General features: G+C 68.2%; 11 protein-coding genes. 9 read left to right on the forward strand and 2 right to left on the reverse strand.

The window, feature by feature from the left end; all coding sequences use genetic code 11:
• The 6 genes from dnaA (at position 1) to AAG895_RS00030 (ending at position 7,029) form a co-directional block, all read left to right on the forward strand.
• Entirely contained in the window at positions 1 to 1,515 is a 1,515-nt protein-coding gene (dnaA, locus tag AAG895_RS00005; RefSeq protein WP_345793517.1) for a chromosomal replication initiator protein DnaA, read from the forward strand.
• A gap of 52 nt (positions 1,516 to 1,567) precedes the next feature.
• On the forward strand, positions 1,568 to 2,689 hold the full coding sequence (gene dnaN / locus AAG895_RS00010; RefSeq protein ID WP_345793518.1) for a DNA polymerase III subunit beta: 1,122 nt from the start codon (positions 1,568 to 1,570) through the stop codon (positions 2,687 to 2,689).
• A 154-nt stretch (positions 2,690 to 2,843) separates the two neighbouring features.
• The gene (gene gyrB / locus AAG895_RS00015) at positions 2,844 to 5,339 is read left to right on the forward strand and encodes a DNA topoisomerase (ATP-hydrolyzing) subunit B (protein ID WP_345793519.1); all 2,496 of its coding nucleotides are present in this window, start codon (positions 2,844 to 2,846) and stop codon (positions 5,337 to 5,339) included.
• Between the two features lie 12 nt (positions 5,340 to 5,351).
• Complete coding sequence (locus AAG895_RS00020; protein WP_345795345.1) at positions 5,352 to 5,984, forward strand: RluA family pseudouridine synthase; 633 nt, start codon at positions 5,352 to 5,354, stop codon at positions 5,982 to 5,984.
• A gap of 80 nt (positions 5,985 to 6,064) precedes the next feature.
• Entirely contained in the window at positions 6,065 to 6,511 is a 447-nt protein-coding gene (locus tag AAG895_RS00025; protein WP_345793520.1) for a gamma-glutamylcyclotransferase family protein, read from the forward strand.
• Positions 6,508 to 7,029: a YgjP-like metallopeptidase domain-containing protein gene (locus tag AAG895_RS00030; RefSeq protein WP_345793521.1), complete on the forward strand. Its 522-nt coding sequence runs from the start codon at positions 6,508 to 6,510 to the stop codon at positions 7,027 to 7,029. Before AAG895_RS00025 ends, AAG895_RS00030 begins: the two co-directional genes overlap by 4 nt.
• Positions 7,030 to 7,108: 79 nt before the next feature.
• Here AAG895_RS00030 and katG read toward each other — a convergent pair whose 3' ends face one another.
• Positions 7,109 to 9,283 carry a catalase/peroxidase HPI gene (gene katG / locus AAG895_RS00035; RefSeq protein WP_345793522.1) on the reverse strand — a complete coding sequence of 725 codons (2,175 nt, stop codon included), beginning with the start codon at positions 9,281 to 9,283 and terminating at the stop codon, positions 7,109 to 7,111.
• 345 nt (positions 9,284 to 9,628) lie between these two features.
• Here katG and AAG895_RS00040 point away from each other — a divergent pair, with 345 nt between their 5' ends.
• Both AAG895_RS00040 and AAG895_RS00045 read left to right on the forward strand, forming a co-directional pair.
• Positions 9,629 to 10,897, forward strand: coding sequence for an OprD family outer membrane porin (locus AAG895_RS00040; RefSeq protein WP_345793523.1), 1,269 nt, complete (start codon positions 9,629 to 9,631; stop codon positions 10,895 to 10,897).
• Between the two features lie 68 nt (positions 10,898 to 10,965).
• Entirely contained in the window at positions 10,966 to 11,922 is a 957-nt protein-coding gene (locus AAG895_RS00045; protein ID WP_345793524.1) for a LysR substrate-binding domain-containing protein, read from the forward strand.
• A 145-nt stretch (positions 11,923 to 12,067) separates the two neighbouring features.
• On the opposite strand, the gene AAG895_RS00050 is transcribed toward AAG895_RS00045, so the two are convergent.
• Positions 12,068 to 12,319, reverse strand: a complete 252-nt coding sequence (locus AAG895_RS00050) for a hypothetical protein (protein ID WP_345793525.1) — start codon at positions 12,317 to 12,319, stop codon at positions 12,068 to 12,070.
• 286 nt (positions 12,320 to 12,605) lie between these two features.
• Between AAG895_RS00050 and AAG895_RS00055 the strand changes: the two genes are divergently transcribed.
• Positions 12,606 to 13,451, forward strand: a complete 846-nt coding sequence (locus AAG895_RS00055; RefSeq protein ID WP_345793526.1) for a methylated-DNA--[protein]-cysteine S-methyltransferase — start codon at positions 12,606 to 12,608, stop codon at positions 13,449 to 13,451.
• The last annotated feature ends 56 nt before the right edge of the window (positions 13,452 to 13,507 follow it).

The raw sequence follows: 13,507 nt of genomic DNA on the forward strand, positions 1-13,507 counted from the left end.
GTGACTCAAGATTTCTGGACCTTCTGCCTGTCGCGCCTTGAGCAGGAACTGCCCCAGCAGCAGTACAACACCTGGATCAAGACCCTGCGGGCCGAATCCGGCGAAGGCAACGCGTGGACCCTCTACGCGCCGAACCGCTTCGTGCTGCAGTGGGTGCGCGAGCGCTATCTGCGCCGCGTCCAGGAGCTGGGCGAAGAGTTCGCAGGCGTGCCGCTTGCCGTCGACCTCCAGCTGCCGCCCGCAGGCGCCGCCCGCCCTGCGCGCCCCGCCGCCGCTCCGGCCGCAGCGCAGCCCAACGCGGCCACGCCCGCCGCGCGCAGCGCACCGACGCCCGCCACCGCCGGCGCCGGCGCCGACAGCGCCGAGGTCACGATCGCCGCGATCGAACCGCCCCCTGCCGCCGAAGTGCCGCAGGAACCTGCGCGCGCGCGCCGCAGCGCGCCGGGCAATGCCCGCAGCGCCGAGCCCGCCAGCGGTCTCGAGCTCGCCTACGAGAAGACCCGGCTCAACCCCGACTTCACCTTCGACACCCTGGTCACCGGTCGCGCCAACGACCTCGCGCGCGCCGCCGCCATGCAGGTGGCGCAGAACCCGGGCACGTCCTACAACCCGCTGTTCGTCTATGGCGGCGTCGGCCTCGGCAAGACCCACCTGGTGCACGCCATCGGCAACGCGGTGTTCCGCCACAACCCGCGCGCGGTCATCCGCTATGTGCACGTCGAGGACTACTACGCCGACGTGGTGCGCGCCTATCAGCAGAAGAGCTTCGACGCCTTCAAGCGCTACTACCGCTCGCTCGACATGCTGATCATCGACGACATCCAGTTCTTCAATAACAAGAACCGGACGCAGGAAGAGTTCTTCCACGCCTTCAACGCGCTCACCGAGGCGCGCAAGCAGATCGTCATCACCTGCGACACCTACCCCAAGGACATCCAGGGCCTGGAAGACCGCCTCATTTCCCGCTTCGACTGGGGCCTGACCGTGCAGATCGAGCCGCCCGAGCTCGAGATGCGCGTGGCGATCCTCAAGAAGAAGGCCGAGGCCCTGCGCGTGGCGGTCGACGACGACGTCGCCTTCCTGATCGCCAAGAACCTGCGCTCGAACGTGCGCGAGCTCGAGGGCGCGCTCAACAAGGTGGTCGCCTACGCGCGCTTCCATGGCCGCCAGATCGGCCTCGAGGTCGCCAAGGAGGCGCTCAAGGACCTGCTCCACGCGCACAACCGCCAGCTCTCCATCGAGCACATCCAGAAGACGGTCGCCGACTACTACAAGATCAAGGTCGCCGACATGCACTCCAAGAAGCGCACGCGCGTGATCGCGCGCCCGCGCCAGGTGGCGATGTGGCTGGCCAAGGAGCTCACGCCGATGTCGCTGCCGGCGATCGGCGAGGCCTTCGGCGGCCGCGACCACACCACCGTGCTGCACGCCTGCCGCACCATCACCGAGCTGCGCCTCGGCGACGCCCAGCTCAACCACGACGTCCACGTGCTCACCCAGGTCCTGCGGGGCTGAGCAACGACAGCAACGCAGTTCCGATCAACCCATCGACCCGATCCGAGACGCCATGCTCCTGCTCACCACCACCCGCGATGCGCTCCTGGCCCCGCTGCAGTCGGTCGCCGGCATCGTCGAGAAGCGCCACACGCTGCCCATCCTGTCGAACGTGCTGATCGAGAAGCACGGTGACCAGCTCACCATGCTCGCCACCGACATCGAGATCCAGATCCGCACCACCACCGGCGGCCACATCGGCGGCGAGGACGCCGCGATCACCGTCGGCGCGCGCAAGCTGCAGGACATCCTGCGCGCCCTGCCCGACTCCGCCGAGGTCAGCCTGACCCTCGACGACAAGCGCCTCACGGTCAAGGCCGGCCGCAGCCGCTTCCAGCTGCAGACCCTGCCCGCCGCCGACTACCCGAGCCTGACGCCGCCCGCCGAAGCCGCAGCCCGTCTCACCATCGGTCAGCGCGCCTTCAAGCGTCAGCTCGCCCAGGTCTCGTACGCGATGGCCCAGCAGGACATCCGCTACTACCTCAACGGCCTGCTGCTGATCGCCGAAGGCAGCGAACTGCGCATGGTCGCCACCGACGGCCACCGCCTCGCCTATGCCGCCTCCGACCTCGAGGCGCCTCTCAGTTCCCAGCACGCGCAGCGCACCGAAGCCATCCTGCCGCGCAAGACCGTGCTCGAACTCGCCCGCCAGCTCGCCGACAACGACGACCCGCTCGAGATCCTGCTCGCCGGCAACCAGGCGGTGTTCCGCTTCGGCCCGATCGAGCTTGTCACCAAGCTGATCGACGGCAAGTTCCCCGACTACGAGCGCGTGATCCCGACCGCACACCCCAAGCTGGTCAGCTTCGCCCGGCAGCCGCTGCTGTCCGCGCTGCAGCGCGCAGCCATCCTCACCAACGAGAAGTTCCGCGGCGTGCGCATGGTGCTCGAGGACGGCCTGCTCAAGATCGTGTCCACCAACGCCGAGCAGGAAGAAGCACAGGACGAGCTCGAGATCGACTACCAGGGCGACAAGCTCGACATCGGCTTCAACGTCACCTACCTGCTCGACGTGCTCAACAACCTCTCGTCCGAGACCGTGGACTGGCGCTTCAACGACGGCAACTCCAGCGCCCTGATCACCCTGCCGGGCAACGAGAAGTTCAAGTACGTCGTGATGCCGATGCGCATCTGAGCGCAAGCGCTGCGCGCCGATACCGTGGGAGCGCGCTTGCCCGCGAATGACACCTGATCTGGCCCATTTCGCGGGCAAGCCCGCTCCCACCGGGAAGCGCCCCGCCCAGACCCACCCCGCAGCACCCCGTTCTTTACGAATCACCGAGATGACCATGTCCGAACCGCAGAACACGCCGGCCCCGCAAACGGGCAACGACTACGACGAATCCAGCATCCAGCAGCTCGAAGGGCTGGAAGCCGTGCGCAAGCGCCCCGGCATGTACATCGGCGACACCTCCGACGGCACCGGCCTGCACCACATGGTGTTCGAGGTGGTGGACAACTCCATCGACGAGGCCCTGGCCGGCCACTGCGACGACATCGTCATCACCATCCACGCCGACAACTCGATCTCGGTCACCGACAACGGCCGCGGCATCCCGGTCGGCGTCAAGATGGACGACAAGCACGAGCCCAAACGCTCGGCCGCCGAGATCGTCATGTGCGTGCTGCACGCCGGCGGCAAGTTCAACCAGAACAGCTACAAGGTCTCCGGCGGCCTGCACGGCGTCGGCGTGTCCTGCGTCAACGCGCTGTCGAAGTGGATGAACGTCACCGTCGCCCGCGACGGCAAGCGCCACCTGCTCGAATTCGAGCGCGGCAAGCCGCAGAACCGCGTCATCGAGATCGTCGACGGCGTCGAGGTCAGCCCGGCGCGCGTCATCGGCGAGACCACCAAGCGCGGCACCAAGGTGCATTACCTCGCCGACGAGGAGATCTTCGGCACCGTCGAGTACCACTACGACATCCTCGCCAAGCGCCTGCGCGAGCTCTCGTTCCTCAACAACGGCGTCAAGATCCGCCTCATCGACCAGCGCACCGGCAAGGAAGAGGACTTCGCCTTCGCCGGCGGGGTGAAGGGCTTCGTCGAGTACATCAACCGCGCCAAGACGGTGCTGCACCCGAACGTGTTCTACGCCCAGGGCACCACCCGCATCCCCACCGGCCACGGCCACGACGCCGAGCTCGCGGTGGAAGTCGCGATGCAGTGGAACGACAGCTACCAGGAACAGGTGCTGTGCTACACCAACAACATCCCGCAGGCCGACGGCGGCACCCACCTCACCGGCCTGCGCGCGGCGATGACGCGCGTCATCAACAAGTACATCGAAGAAAACGAGATCGCCAAGAAGGCCAAGGTCGACATCACCGGTGACGACATGCGCGAAGGCCTGGCCTGCGTGCTGTCGGTCAAGATGCCCGACCCCAAGTTCGCCAGCCAGACCAAGATGAAGCTGGTGTCGTCGGAGGCCCGCCCGGCGGTGGAAGAGGTCGTCGCCAGCAAGCTCGGCGACTTCCTGCTCGAGAACCCGATCGACGCCAAGACGATCTGCAACAAGATCGTCGAGGCCGCGCGCGCCCGCGACGCCGCCCGCAAGGCGCGCGAGATGACGCGCCGCAAGGGCGTGCTCGACGGCGTCGGCCTGCCCGGCAAGCTCGCCGACTGCCAGGAAAAGGACCCCGCGCTGTGCGAGCTCTACCTGGTCGAGGGCGACTCCGCAGGCGGCTCGGCCAAGCAGGGCCGCGACCGCAAGTTCCAGGCGATCCTGCCGCTCAAGGGCAAGATCCTCAACGTCGAGAAGGCGCGCTTCGACAAGCTGCTGCAGAGCCAGGAGATCGCCACCCTGATCACCGCACTGGGAACGAGCATCGGCAAGGACGACTACAAGCCCGAGAAGCTGCGCTACCACCGCATCATCCTGATGACCGACGCCGACGTCGACGGCGCCCACATCCGCACCCTGCTGCTCACCTTCTTCTACCGTCAGATGCCCGAGCTGGTCGAGCGCGGCCACATCTACATCGCCCAGCCGCCGCTGTACAAGATCAAGCACGGCAAGACCGAGATCTACATCAAGGACGACACCGAGCTCAACGGCCACCTGCTCAAGCTCGCGCTCGACGGCGCCATGCTCGTCCCGCGCGAGGGGGCCGACCCGATCGCCGACGAGGCGCTCGGCGGGCTGGCGCGCAGCTACCTGCTCGCCGAGGCCGTCATCCGCCGCCTGGCCAGCTACATCGACCCCGAGGTGCTGCAGGTCATGCTCGCCCACGATCTCGAGGTCAGCCTCGAGGACGAAGCCGCCGCCCGCGCCTCCGCCGAACGCATCCAGCCCCACCTGCCCGAAGGCCTGCAGATCTACGCCGAGTACCACGACGAATCCGAAGGCTGGCGCCTCACCATCGAGCGCCTGCACCACGGCAACCGCAAGTTCGGCTGGGTCGAGCAGGACTTCCTCGTCTCCGGTGACTATCGCAGCATCCGCAACGCCGCCGAGGCCATCGCCGGCCTCATCGGCCCCGGCGCCGAGATCCGCCGCGGCGAGAAGCGCCAGGCCGTCACCCGCTTCGCCGACGCCATCACCTGGCTGCTCAGCGAAGTCGAGCGCGGCCTCAGCAAGCAGCGCTACAAGGGCCTCGGCGAGATGAACCCCGAGCAGCTGTGGGAAACCACCATGGACCCCGCCGTACGCCGCCTGCTGCGCGTACAGATCGAGGACGCCATCGCGGCCGACGAGATCTTCACCACGCTGATGGGGGATAACGTGGAGCCGCGGAGGGCGTTCATCGAGAGCAATGCTCTGTATGCGCAGAACATCGATGTGTGATTGGTGTAGCAGCTGACCACCCTCATCCACCTCGACGACGACCTCCTAGTCGTCGACAAGCCGGCCGGCCTGCTCTCCGTTCCCGCGCGCGGCGCCGACCGTCAGGACTGCCTGGCGGCCCGCGTGCAGGCGCTGCATCCGGAGGCACGCATCGTCCATCGGCTGGACGCGGCCACCTCGGGGCTGGTGCTGTTCGCACGCGGCCTGGAGATGCTGCGCCGGCTGAGCCTCGCCTTCGAGCAGCGTACTGTGGGCAAGGAGTATGTCGCGCTCGTCGATGGCCACATGGCACTGGATGAGGGCGAGATCGACCTGCCGCTGGGCGAGGACGCCGCCAACCGCCCGCGCCAGATCGTCGACCCGCTGCATGGACGGCGGGCCCTCACCCGCTACCGGGTGCTCGCCCGCCTGGGCGAGGGCGCCGACGCCCACACGCGCGTCGTGCTGAAGCCGGTCACCGGCCGCGCCCACCAGCTGCGCGTGCACCTGCTCACCCTCGGCCACCCGATCCTGGGCGATCGCCTTTACGCACCGGCAGAGCGGGCGGCGTGTTTCGAGCGCATGCACCTGCACGCCGCCCGCATCGCCTTCATCCACCCGCGCACCCGCGTACCCCTGCAGTTCGAAAGTCCGGTACCGTTCTGATTCGCCCCGGGCGGCGCGGCATGGCCGCCCGACGCGCGGCGCTTTCGCCTCACATGCATCGCCACGGTACCGCCGAAGCCATGAACCGCAACGATCACACTGTTCCCACCGCCTGCTTCACCTACGGCTCGCTGATGTGCGAGGACATCATGGCCGCCGTCTGTGGCATCCGCCCGGACCACGCCCCCGCCACGCTCAGGGGATACCGCCGCCACGCGGTGACCGGGGCGGCCTATCCCGGGCTGGTGCCCAATGCGCGCGACCATGTGCGGGGCGTGCTCTACCTCGACCTGCCCGAGGCGGCCTGGTCCCGCCTCGATGCCTTCGAGGGCGAGGAGTACGAGCGCCGCATCGTCGATGTCGAACGCGCAGACGGCGCGCGCACCCAGGCCTGGACCTACGTCTTCCGTGCGCGCTTCGCACATCGGCTCGCGGCGGGCGGGTGGGACTTCGAGCGCTTCCTGCGCGAGGGCAAGGCCCGCTTCGTCGCCGAATACATCGGCTTCGACAAGCTGCCGCCGCGATGAGCACCCGCCGCGCCCCCGACTACCTCGCCGGCTACCCTCCGGCGCTGGTGCAGCAGGTCACCGCCGCGATCGACCAGGGCCGGCTCGCCGACGCCCTGCGCAGGCGCTATCCCGACGCCCACGCGGTGCGCTCGGACAGCGCCCTCTACGACTACGTGCAGGCGATCAAGGCCGAACACATGCGCAGCGCGCCGCCGCTGGGCAAGGTGCGCTTCGACAACACCCTCCATGTGATCCGCAACGCCCTCGGCACCCACACCGCGATCTCGCGCGTGCAGGGCGCGCGTCTGCAAGCCAAGCGCGAGATTCACATCGCGACCCTGTTCCGCAACGCACCGGACGCCTTCCTGCGCATGATCGTCGTCCATGAGCTCGCCCACCTGCGCGTGCGCGAGCACGACAAGGCCTTCTACCAGCTCTGCCTGCACATGGAGCCCGCCTACCACCAGTACGAGTTCGACCTGCGCGCCTACCTCGCCTACCGCGATGCGGGTGGCGAGGCGCTGTGGGGGGCCTGAGCCGCGCCGCAAGACAAGACCGCCCACGCCGCACCGATGCGCGGCGTGGGCGGACGCGGCCCGGCGGGCTTCAGTCGGCTCAGTTCAGGTCGAAGCGGTCGGCGTTCATGACCTTCGTCCACGCGGCGACGAAGTCACGCACGAACTTCTCCTTGCTGTCGTCCTGCGCGTAGAGCTCGGCATAGGCGCGCAGGATGGAGTTGGAGCCGAACACCAGGTCGACCCGGGTCGCGGTCCACTTCTTCTCGCCGCTCTTGCGCTCGACGATGTCGTAGCTGTTGCGCCCGGTGGGCTTCCAGCTGTAGCGCATGTCGGTCAGATTGACGAAGAAGTCGTTGGTGAGCGCGCCGACGCGGTCGGTGAACACGCCATGCTGGCTGCCGCCGTGGTTGGCGCCGAGCACGCGCAGGCCGCCGATCAGCACGGTCATTTCGGGCGCGGTCAGGCCGAGCAGCTGGGCGCGATCGAGCAGCATCTCCTCGGGCTGCACGACGTAGTGCTTCTTCTGCCAGTTGCGGAAGCCGTCATGCACCGGCTCGAGCACCTCGAACGACTCGACGTCGGTCTGCGCCTGGGTCGCATCGCCACGGCCCGGGGCGAAGGGCACGTCCACATCGAAGCCGGCGGCCTTGATCGCCTGCTCCACGCCGACGTTGCCGCCGAGCACGATCACGTCGGCGATGCTGGCACCGGTCTCGGCCGCGATCTTCTCGTAGGCCGCGAGCACCTTGGCGAGACGACCGGGCTCGTTGCCTTCCCAGTCCTTCTGCGGGGCGAGGCGGATGCGTGCGCCGTTGGCGCCGCCGCGATAGTCCGAGCCGCGGAAGCTGCGGGCACTGTCCCAGGCGGTGGCGACCATCTCGCCCACCGAAAGCCCGGCGGCGGCGATCTTCGCCTTCACCGCGGCCACGTCGTAGTTCTTGTTGCCGGCGGGCACCGGGTCCTGCCAGATCAGATCCTCGGCCGGCACGTCGGGACCGACGTAGCGCGCCTTCGGGCCCATGTCGCGGTGGGTCAGCTTGAACCAGGCGCGGGCGAAGGCGTCCTCGAAGGCGGCCTGGTCATCGCGGAAGCGCTCGGCGATCTTGCGGTACTCGGGGTCCATCTTCATCGCCATGTCGGCGTCGGTCATGATCGGCGTGCGACGGATCGACGGATCCTCCACATCGACCGGCATGTCCTCTTCCTTGATGTTCACCGGCTCCCACTGCCAGGCGCCGGCGGGCGATTTCCGCAGCTCCCAGTCGTGCTTGAAAAGCATGTCGAAATAGCCGTTGTCCCACTTGGTCGGGTTGGCGGTCCACGCGCCCTCGATGCCACTGGTCACCGCATCGCGACCGACACCACGGGTGGTGTGGTTCATCCAGCCGAAGCCCTGCTCGGCGATGTCCGCGCCCTCCGGTGCCGGCCCGAGGTTGGCCGCGCTGCCGTTCCCGTGCGCCTTGCCGACGGTGTGGCCGCCGGCGGTGAGCGCCACGGTTTCCTCGTCGTTCATCGCCATGCGGGCGAAAGTCACGCGCACGTCGTGGGCGGTCTTGAGCGGGTCGGGCTTGCCATCGACACCCTCGGGATTCACGTAGATCAGGCCCATCATCACCGCGGCGAGCGGGTTCTCGAGGTCGCGCTCGCCGGAGTAGCGCGAGCCCTCGCTGCCGGTGGGGGCCAGCCATTCCTTCTCCGAGCCCCAGTAGATGTCCTTCTCGGGGTGCCAGATGTCCTCGCGGCCGAAAGCGAAGCCGAAGGTCTTGAAGCCCATCGACTCGTAGGCCATGTTGCCGGCGAGGATGATGAGGTCGGCCCAGCTCACCTTGTTGCCGTACTTGCGTTTGATCGGCCACAACAGGCGGCGCGCCTTGTCGAGGTTGCCGTTGTCGGGCCAGGAGTTGAGCGGGGCGAAGCGCTGGTTGCCGGTGCCGCCACCGCCGCGGCCGTCGGCCACGCGGTAGGTGCCGGCGGCGTGCCAGGCCATGCGGATCATCAGACCGCCGTAGTGGCCCCAGTCGGCAGGCCACCAGTCCTGGCTGTCGGTCATCAGCGCCTTGAGATCCTTCTTGAGGGCGTCGACGTCGAGCTTCTTGAGTTCTTCCCGGTAGTCGAAGTCCGGGCCCATCGGGTTGGTCTTGCGGTCGTGCTGGTGGAGGATGTCAAGGTTGAGTGCGTTGGGCCACCACGCCATCACCGAGTTGCTCGAAGCCGTGTTGGCGCCATGCATCACCGGGCACTTGCCGGCCGTGTTCGTGTCCTTGTCGCTCATGTCGTTCTCCTCTTGACGCTGTGTTGGACCCGGTTGCGAGCGGCGCTCGCTCGCCGGCGAGCCACTCCCGAGTGGCGAAACCCATCTGTTCACGGATTCAGCCTAGCAGACGACGCACGCGATTGAAGCAATGGGCATCATTGCTCGACGCTATTCATCAAGTTTGCACTGCACAACAAAAGCTATCCTGTGCGAAAAAAAGACACATTCGCCGCCCGATTTCCGGGATGCCGCGGGAAGCCGGCGGCCGGCCCCGGAAAGATGAGAAAATCCGCGCCCGCTGGCGCCGCCGATAGGCGCCATACCGCTTTCAGCAAAACGACAAACATCATCGAGGACGACGCAATGTCTAAGCAGTGGGCAGGTTTGATCATTCTGGGGCTCGCGACCGCGACGCCGGCACTCGCGGGCGGCCAGGCCGATGCGAAGGGGTTCGTCGAGGACAGCACGCTCAACGTGCTGCTGCGCAACGCCTTCATCAACCGCGACTACCGCGACGGCAACCAGGACAAGCGCGAATGGGGCCAGGGCATCATCGCCAACTTCGAGTCCGGCTACACCCAGGGCACCGTCGGTTTCGGCGTCGACGCCTTCGGCGCCTACGGCCTGCGCCTGGACAGCACCCGTCGCCGCGCCGGCGCCGGCGGCATCGACTTCTTCTACAAGGACCCGCTCACCGGCGAGGTGGAGCGCGACGTGGCCAAGGCGGGCGCCTCGCTGAAGGTGCGCGTGTCCAGCACCGTGCTCGCCTACGGCGACCTCCGCCCCAGCCTGCCGGTGCTGAACCACGACGACTCGCGCCTGCTGCCCGAGAGCTACACCGGCACCATGCTGACCTCGAACGAGATCGAAGGCCTCGAGCTGGTCGCCGGCACCTTCCACGCCCAGTCGCGCAAGAGCGATGAGGGTCGCGACAGCGGCGGGCTGAAGGGCATCGACGTGCTCGGCGGCAGCTATCAGTTCAACGACGCGCTGGGCGGGGCGCTCTACTTCTCCGACGTCGACCATGCCGTGCGTGCGAGCGGCTTCAAGCGCCAGTACGTCAACCTGAACTACGCACTGCCGATCACCAGCAACACACTGAGCTTCGACTTCAACGGCTACCGCACCAAGTACGACGTCAGCGACGACAAGAACCGCATCTGGAGCCTCGCCGCGACCTACGCCACCGGCCCGCACGGCATCACCCTCGCCTACCAGCGCAGCAGCGGCGACGTCGGCTTCGACTACGGCTTCTACCAGAACGCCGGCGGCACCGGCAACGGCGGCGCCTCGATCTGGCTCGCCAACTCCTACTGGTCCGACTTCAACGGCAAGGACGAGAAATCCTGGCAGCTCGCCTACACGCTCGACTTTGGCCAGTACGGCCTGCCCGGCCTGAAGTACCGCGTGGCCTACGTGCGCGGCAGCGACATCGATGTCGGCACCACCACGGACGGCAGGGAGCACGAGTTCTTCAACCAGCTCTCCTACACCGTGCAGAGTGGTGCAGCGAAGGACCTGAACATCCGCCTTCGTACCTCGGCGCTGCGCGTCTCCAGCGATGCTGCCGGCTACAACGTCAGCGGCCGCGAAGTCCGCGTCTTCGTCGACTATCCTTTCAGCGTGTTCTGATCCGAAAGGCGTACCCGGGGTCGTCACGGGCGTGACGGCCCCGCCGGCCCCGGCGGGGACAGCGATCGATGAAGATCAACCAGTTGCGTTACTTCGTCGCCGTGGCCGACTGCGGCAGCGTGCGCGCGGCAGCGACCGCGCTGGGCGTGTCGGCCGCAGCCATCAGCCAGGCGCTGCGCGAACTCGAGACGACGCTGGCGACCCCCCTGCTCAAGCGCGAGGCGCACGGCACAGTGCCCACCCACGCCGGCGCGCAGCTGCTCGTGCATGCGCGCCTGATCCTCGGCCAGGTCGGTCGCGCCGAGGAAGAGCTCGCGCAGATCCGCGGCCGCTCGGGCGGCGCGCTGACGATCGGGGTGACGCCCTGGATCGCCCAGTCCATCCTGCCCCATGCGCTCGCCCGCTTTCACGCCCTGCGTCCGGGCGTGCATCTCGACGTAACCGAGGCGGTGGGCGCGACGCACAAGTCGCTGCGCGACGGCACCCTCGACCTCGTCATCGCGATGTCGCCGCCACCCTCGATCGCGACGCACTTCGACGCCCGCGAACTGTTCCGCTGCGACCTCGCCGTCGTCGGCCGCCTCGGCCATCCCTTCGCCGCCTGCACCTCCTTCCAGCAGCTGGTCGATCAGGACTGGGTCCTCACCCTGCGGGGGGAAAGCCGGGATCAGCCGCTCATCGAACTGCTGGCCCCGTACGGCATCTCGCCGCCACCGCACCGCGTGCATCATGCGCGCTCTGCGCTGGTCGCGATCAGCATGCTCGAGGTCGGCGACATGCTCACCATCTGCCCCTGGCCGCTGCTCGAGACGCCGCTGCTGCGCGGCCGCGTCCAGGCACTGCCGATCCGCGAACAGCTTCCCGAGATGCGCACCGCCATCATCGTGCGGCGCAACGACACGCTGAGCGCGCTCAGTCAGCTGTTCATCGACTGCTTCGAAGAGGCAGCCCGGAAATGCGCGGACAGCGAAGACCCCGCGCTGAAGCGGATCATGCGTTCGGTCGACCTGCTGCCCCAGGCCTGAAGCCGACAAACGGGGCGCACCAAAAAAAGTGCCCGCACGCGGCGGGCACGAACCACATCACAGTGGAGGAGGGAGACAGGGCGGCGGGCCCGCGAGGGTCGGGTGGCCGGTCGCGCGCGCAGGCGCGCGCCCGCCCCCGATCGCGTCAGCCGGCGCAGAGATCGGCCTGCGGGCGATGCCCGTGGTCCGACAGACCCGCCGCGGGAAATGCGCTCTTGGCGCTCGACTGCACCAGGGCGACAAGGCGATCGACCGCGACGCGGCTGAACGACGCATCGACGCGCCCGCCGGCTTGCGCCACGGCCTCGTCAAGCGCGCGCCGCCAGATGTCGAGAGCGTCGTGATCGGTGATGCCGGCCTTGCGGGCCAGCCAGGGGAGGATCTTGGGGGCGTGCATGGAAGCGCTCCATTCGAAGTCGGGTGGAGGCGGCCGCACAAGCTCCGACGCGCCTCTCGCATCGCACGAATCTTAGGACCTCGCGCATCGAGCGACCAGCCAGGCGTTTCCGTGCGCGTATGGTTTCCGTTAACGCGGAGCGATCCGGAGCGCACCGGCTTGCCCGATGAAGTCCGCAAGAATCGGGTTGATCGGCGTGCGGGCCCCGGCATACTGAGGCCGGAGCCCACCCGCCCGTGCTGCCGGGCGCGGCGCGTTCGCAGCCCGCAGCGCCCCGGAGACCGCCATGTCCTCTGCACAGACCGCCGCGCGTCACTACGCCATCGTCGCCCGCAGCATCGCCTTCGTCCGCACCCATGCCCGCAGCCAGCCCGCGCTGGACGAGATCGCCGCGGCGGTGCATCTCAGTCCGCAGCATCTGCAGCGCGTGTTCGCCGAGTGGGCCGGGATCTCGCCCAAGCGGTTTCTCCAGTACCTGACCAAGGAGTACGCCCGCCGCCAGCTCGCGGACGCTGCCGACGTGCTCGCGGTGAGCGCGGAAGCCGGCCTTGGCAGCCCGAGCCGGCTCCATGCGCTGATGGTGAGCTGCGAGGCGATGACGCCGGGCGAGATCAAGGCCGCCGCGCGCGGCATCGACATCGGCTTCGGCTTCGCGCCGACCCCGTTCGGCGACGCACTGGTGGCATGGACCGCACGGGGCGTCTGCCATTTCGCCTTTCGCGAAGGCGATGACGCGGCCATGCTCGGCGGCCTGCGCGCACGCTGGCCCGCCGCCACACTGCGGCACGACGACGCCTGCGGCCGCGTGCTGATGCAGCGGATCTTTCCAGGCACGCCGACGCGCGGCAGCGTGCATCTGGTGCTGCGCGGCACCAACTTCCAGATCAAGGTGTGGGAGGCCTTGATGCGCATCGAACCGGGGCGGCGCCTGTCGTACCGGCAGCTTGCAGACGCGCTCGGCATGCCGCACGCGGCCCGCGCGGTGGGCGGGGCGCTGGCCGCCAACACCATCGGCTACCTGATTCCCTGCCACCGCGTGATTCGCGAGAGCGGCGAGGTCGGCGACTATCGCTGGGGCAGCGAACGCAAGCTGGCGATGCTCGGCCTCGAGGCGGCGCGGCATTCCGGCTGAAGGCCCCGTTCCCGCCGCAGCGCGGTGCACTATGCTGGACATCTGGCCACCCCGAG

Origin of the sequence: Thauera sp. JM12B12 (genome assembly GCF_039614725.1) — a bacterium.
In the GTDB taxonomy this organism is placed as follows: Bacteria; Pseudomonadota; Gammaproteobacteria; order Burkholderiales; family Rhodocyclaceae; genus Thauera.

Coding starts and splice junctions, on each gene's coding strand:
- gyrB (WP_345793519.1), top strand. CDS start 2,844: ATGTCCGAACCGCAGAACACGCCGGCCCCGCAAACGGGCAACGACTAC.
- dnaN (WP_345793518.1), top strand. CDS start 1,568: ATGCTCCTGCTCACCACCACCCGCGATGCGCTCCTGGCCCCGCTGCAG.
- AAG895_RS00045 (WP_345793524.1), top strand. CDS start 10,966: ATGAAGATCAACCAGTTGCGTTACTTCGTCGCCGTGGCCGACTGCGGC.
- AAG895_RS00050 (WP_345793525.1), bottom strand. CDS start 12,319: ATGCACGCCCCCAAGATCCTCCCCTGGCTGGCCCGCAAGGCCGGCATC.
- AAG895_RS00025 (WP_345793520.1), top strand. CDS start 6,065: ATGAACCGCAACGATCACACTGTTCCCACCGCCTGCTTCACCTACGGC.
- katG (WP_345793522.1), bottom strand. CDS start 9,283: ATGAGCGACAAGGACACGAACACGGCCGGCAAGTGCCCGGTGATGCAT.
- AAG895_RS00055 (WP_345793526.1), top strand. CDS start 12,606: ATGTCCTCTGCACAGACCGCCGCGCGTCACTACGCCATCGTCGCCCGC.
- AAG895_RS00030 (WP_345793521.1), top strand. CDS start 6,508: ATGAGCACCCGCCGCGCCCCCGACTACCTCGCCGGCTACCCTCCGGCG.
- AAG895_RS00040 (WP_345793523.1), top strand. CDS start 9,629: ATGTCTAAGCAGTGGGCAGGTTTGATCATTCTGGGGCTCGCGACCGCG.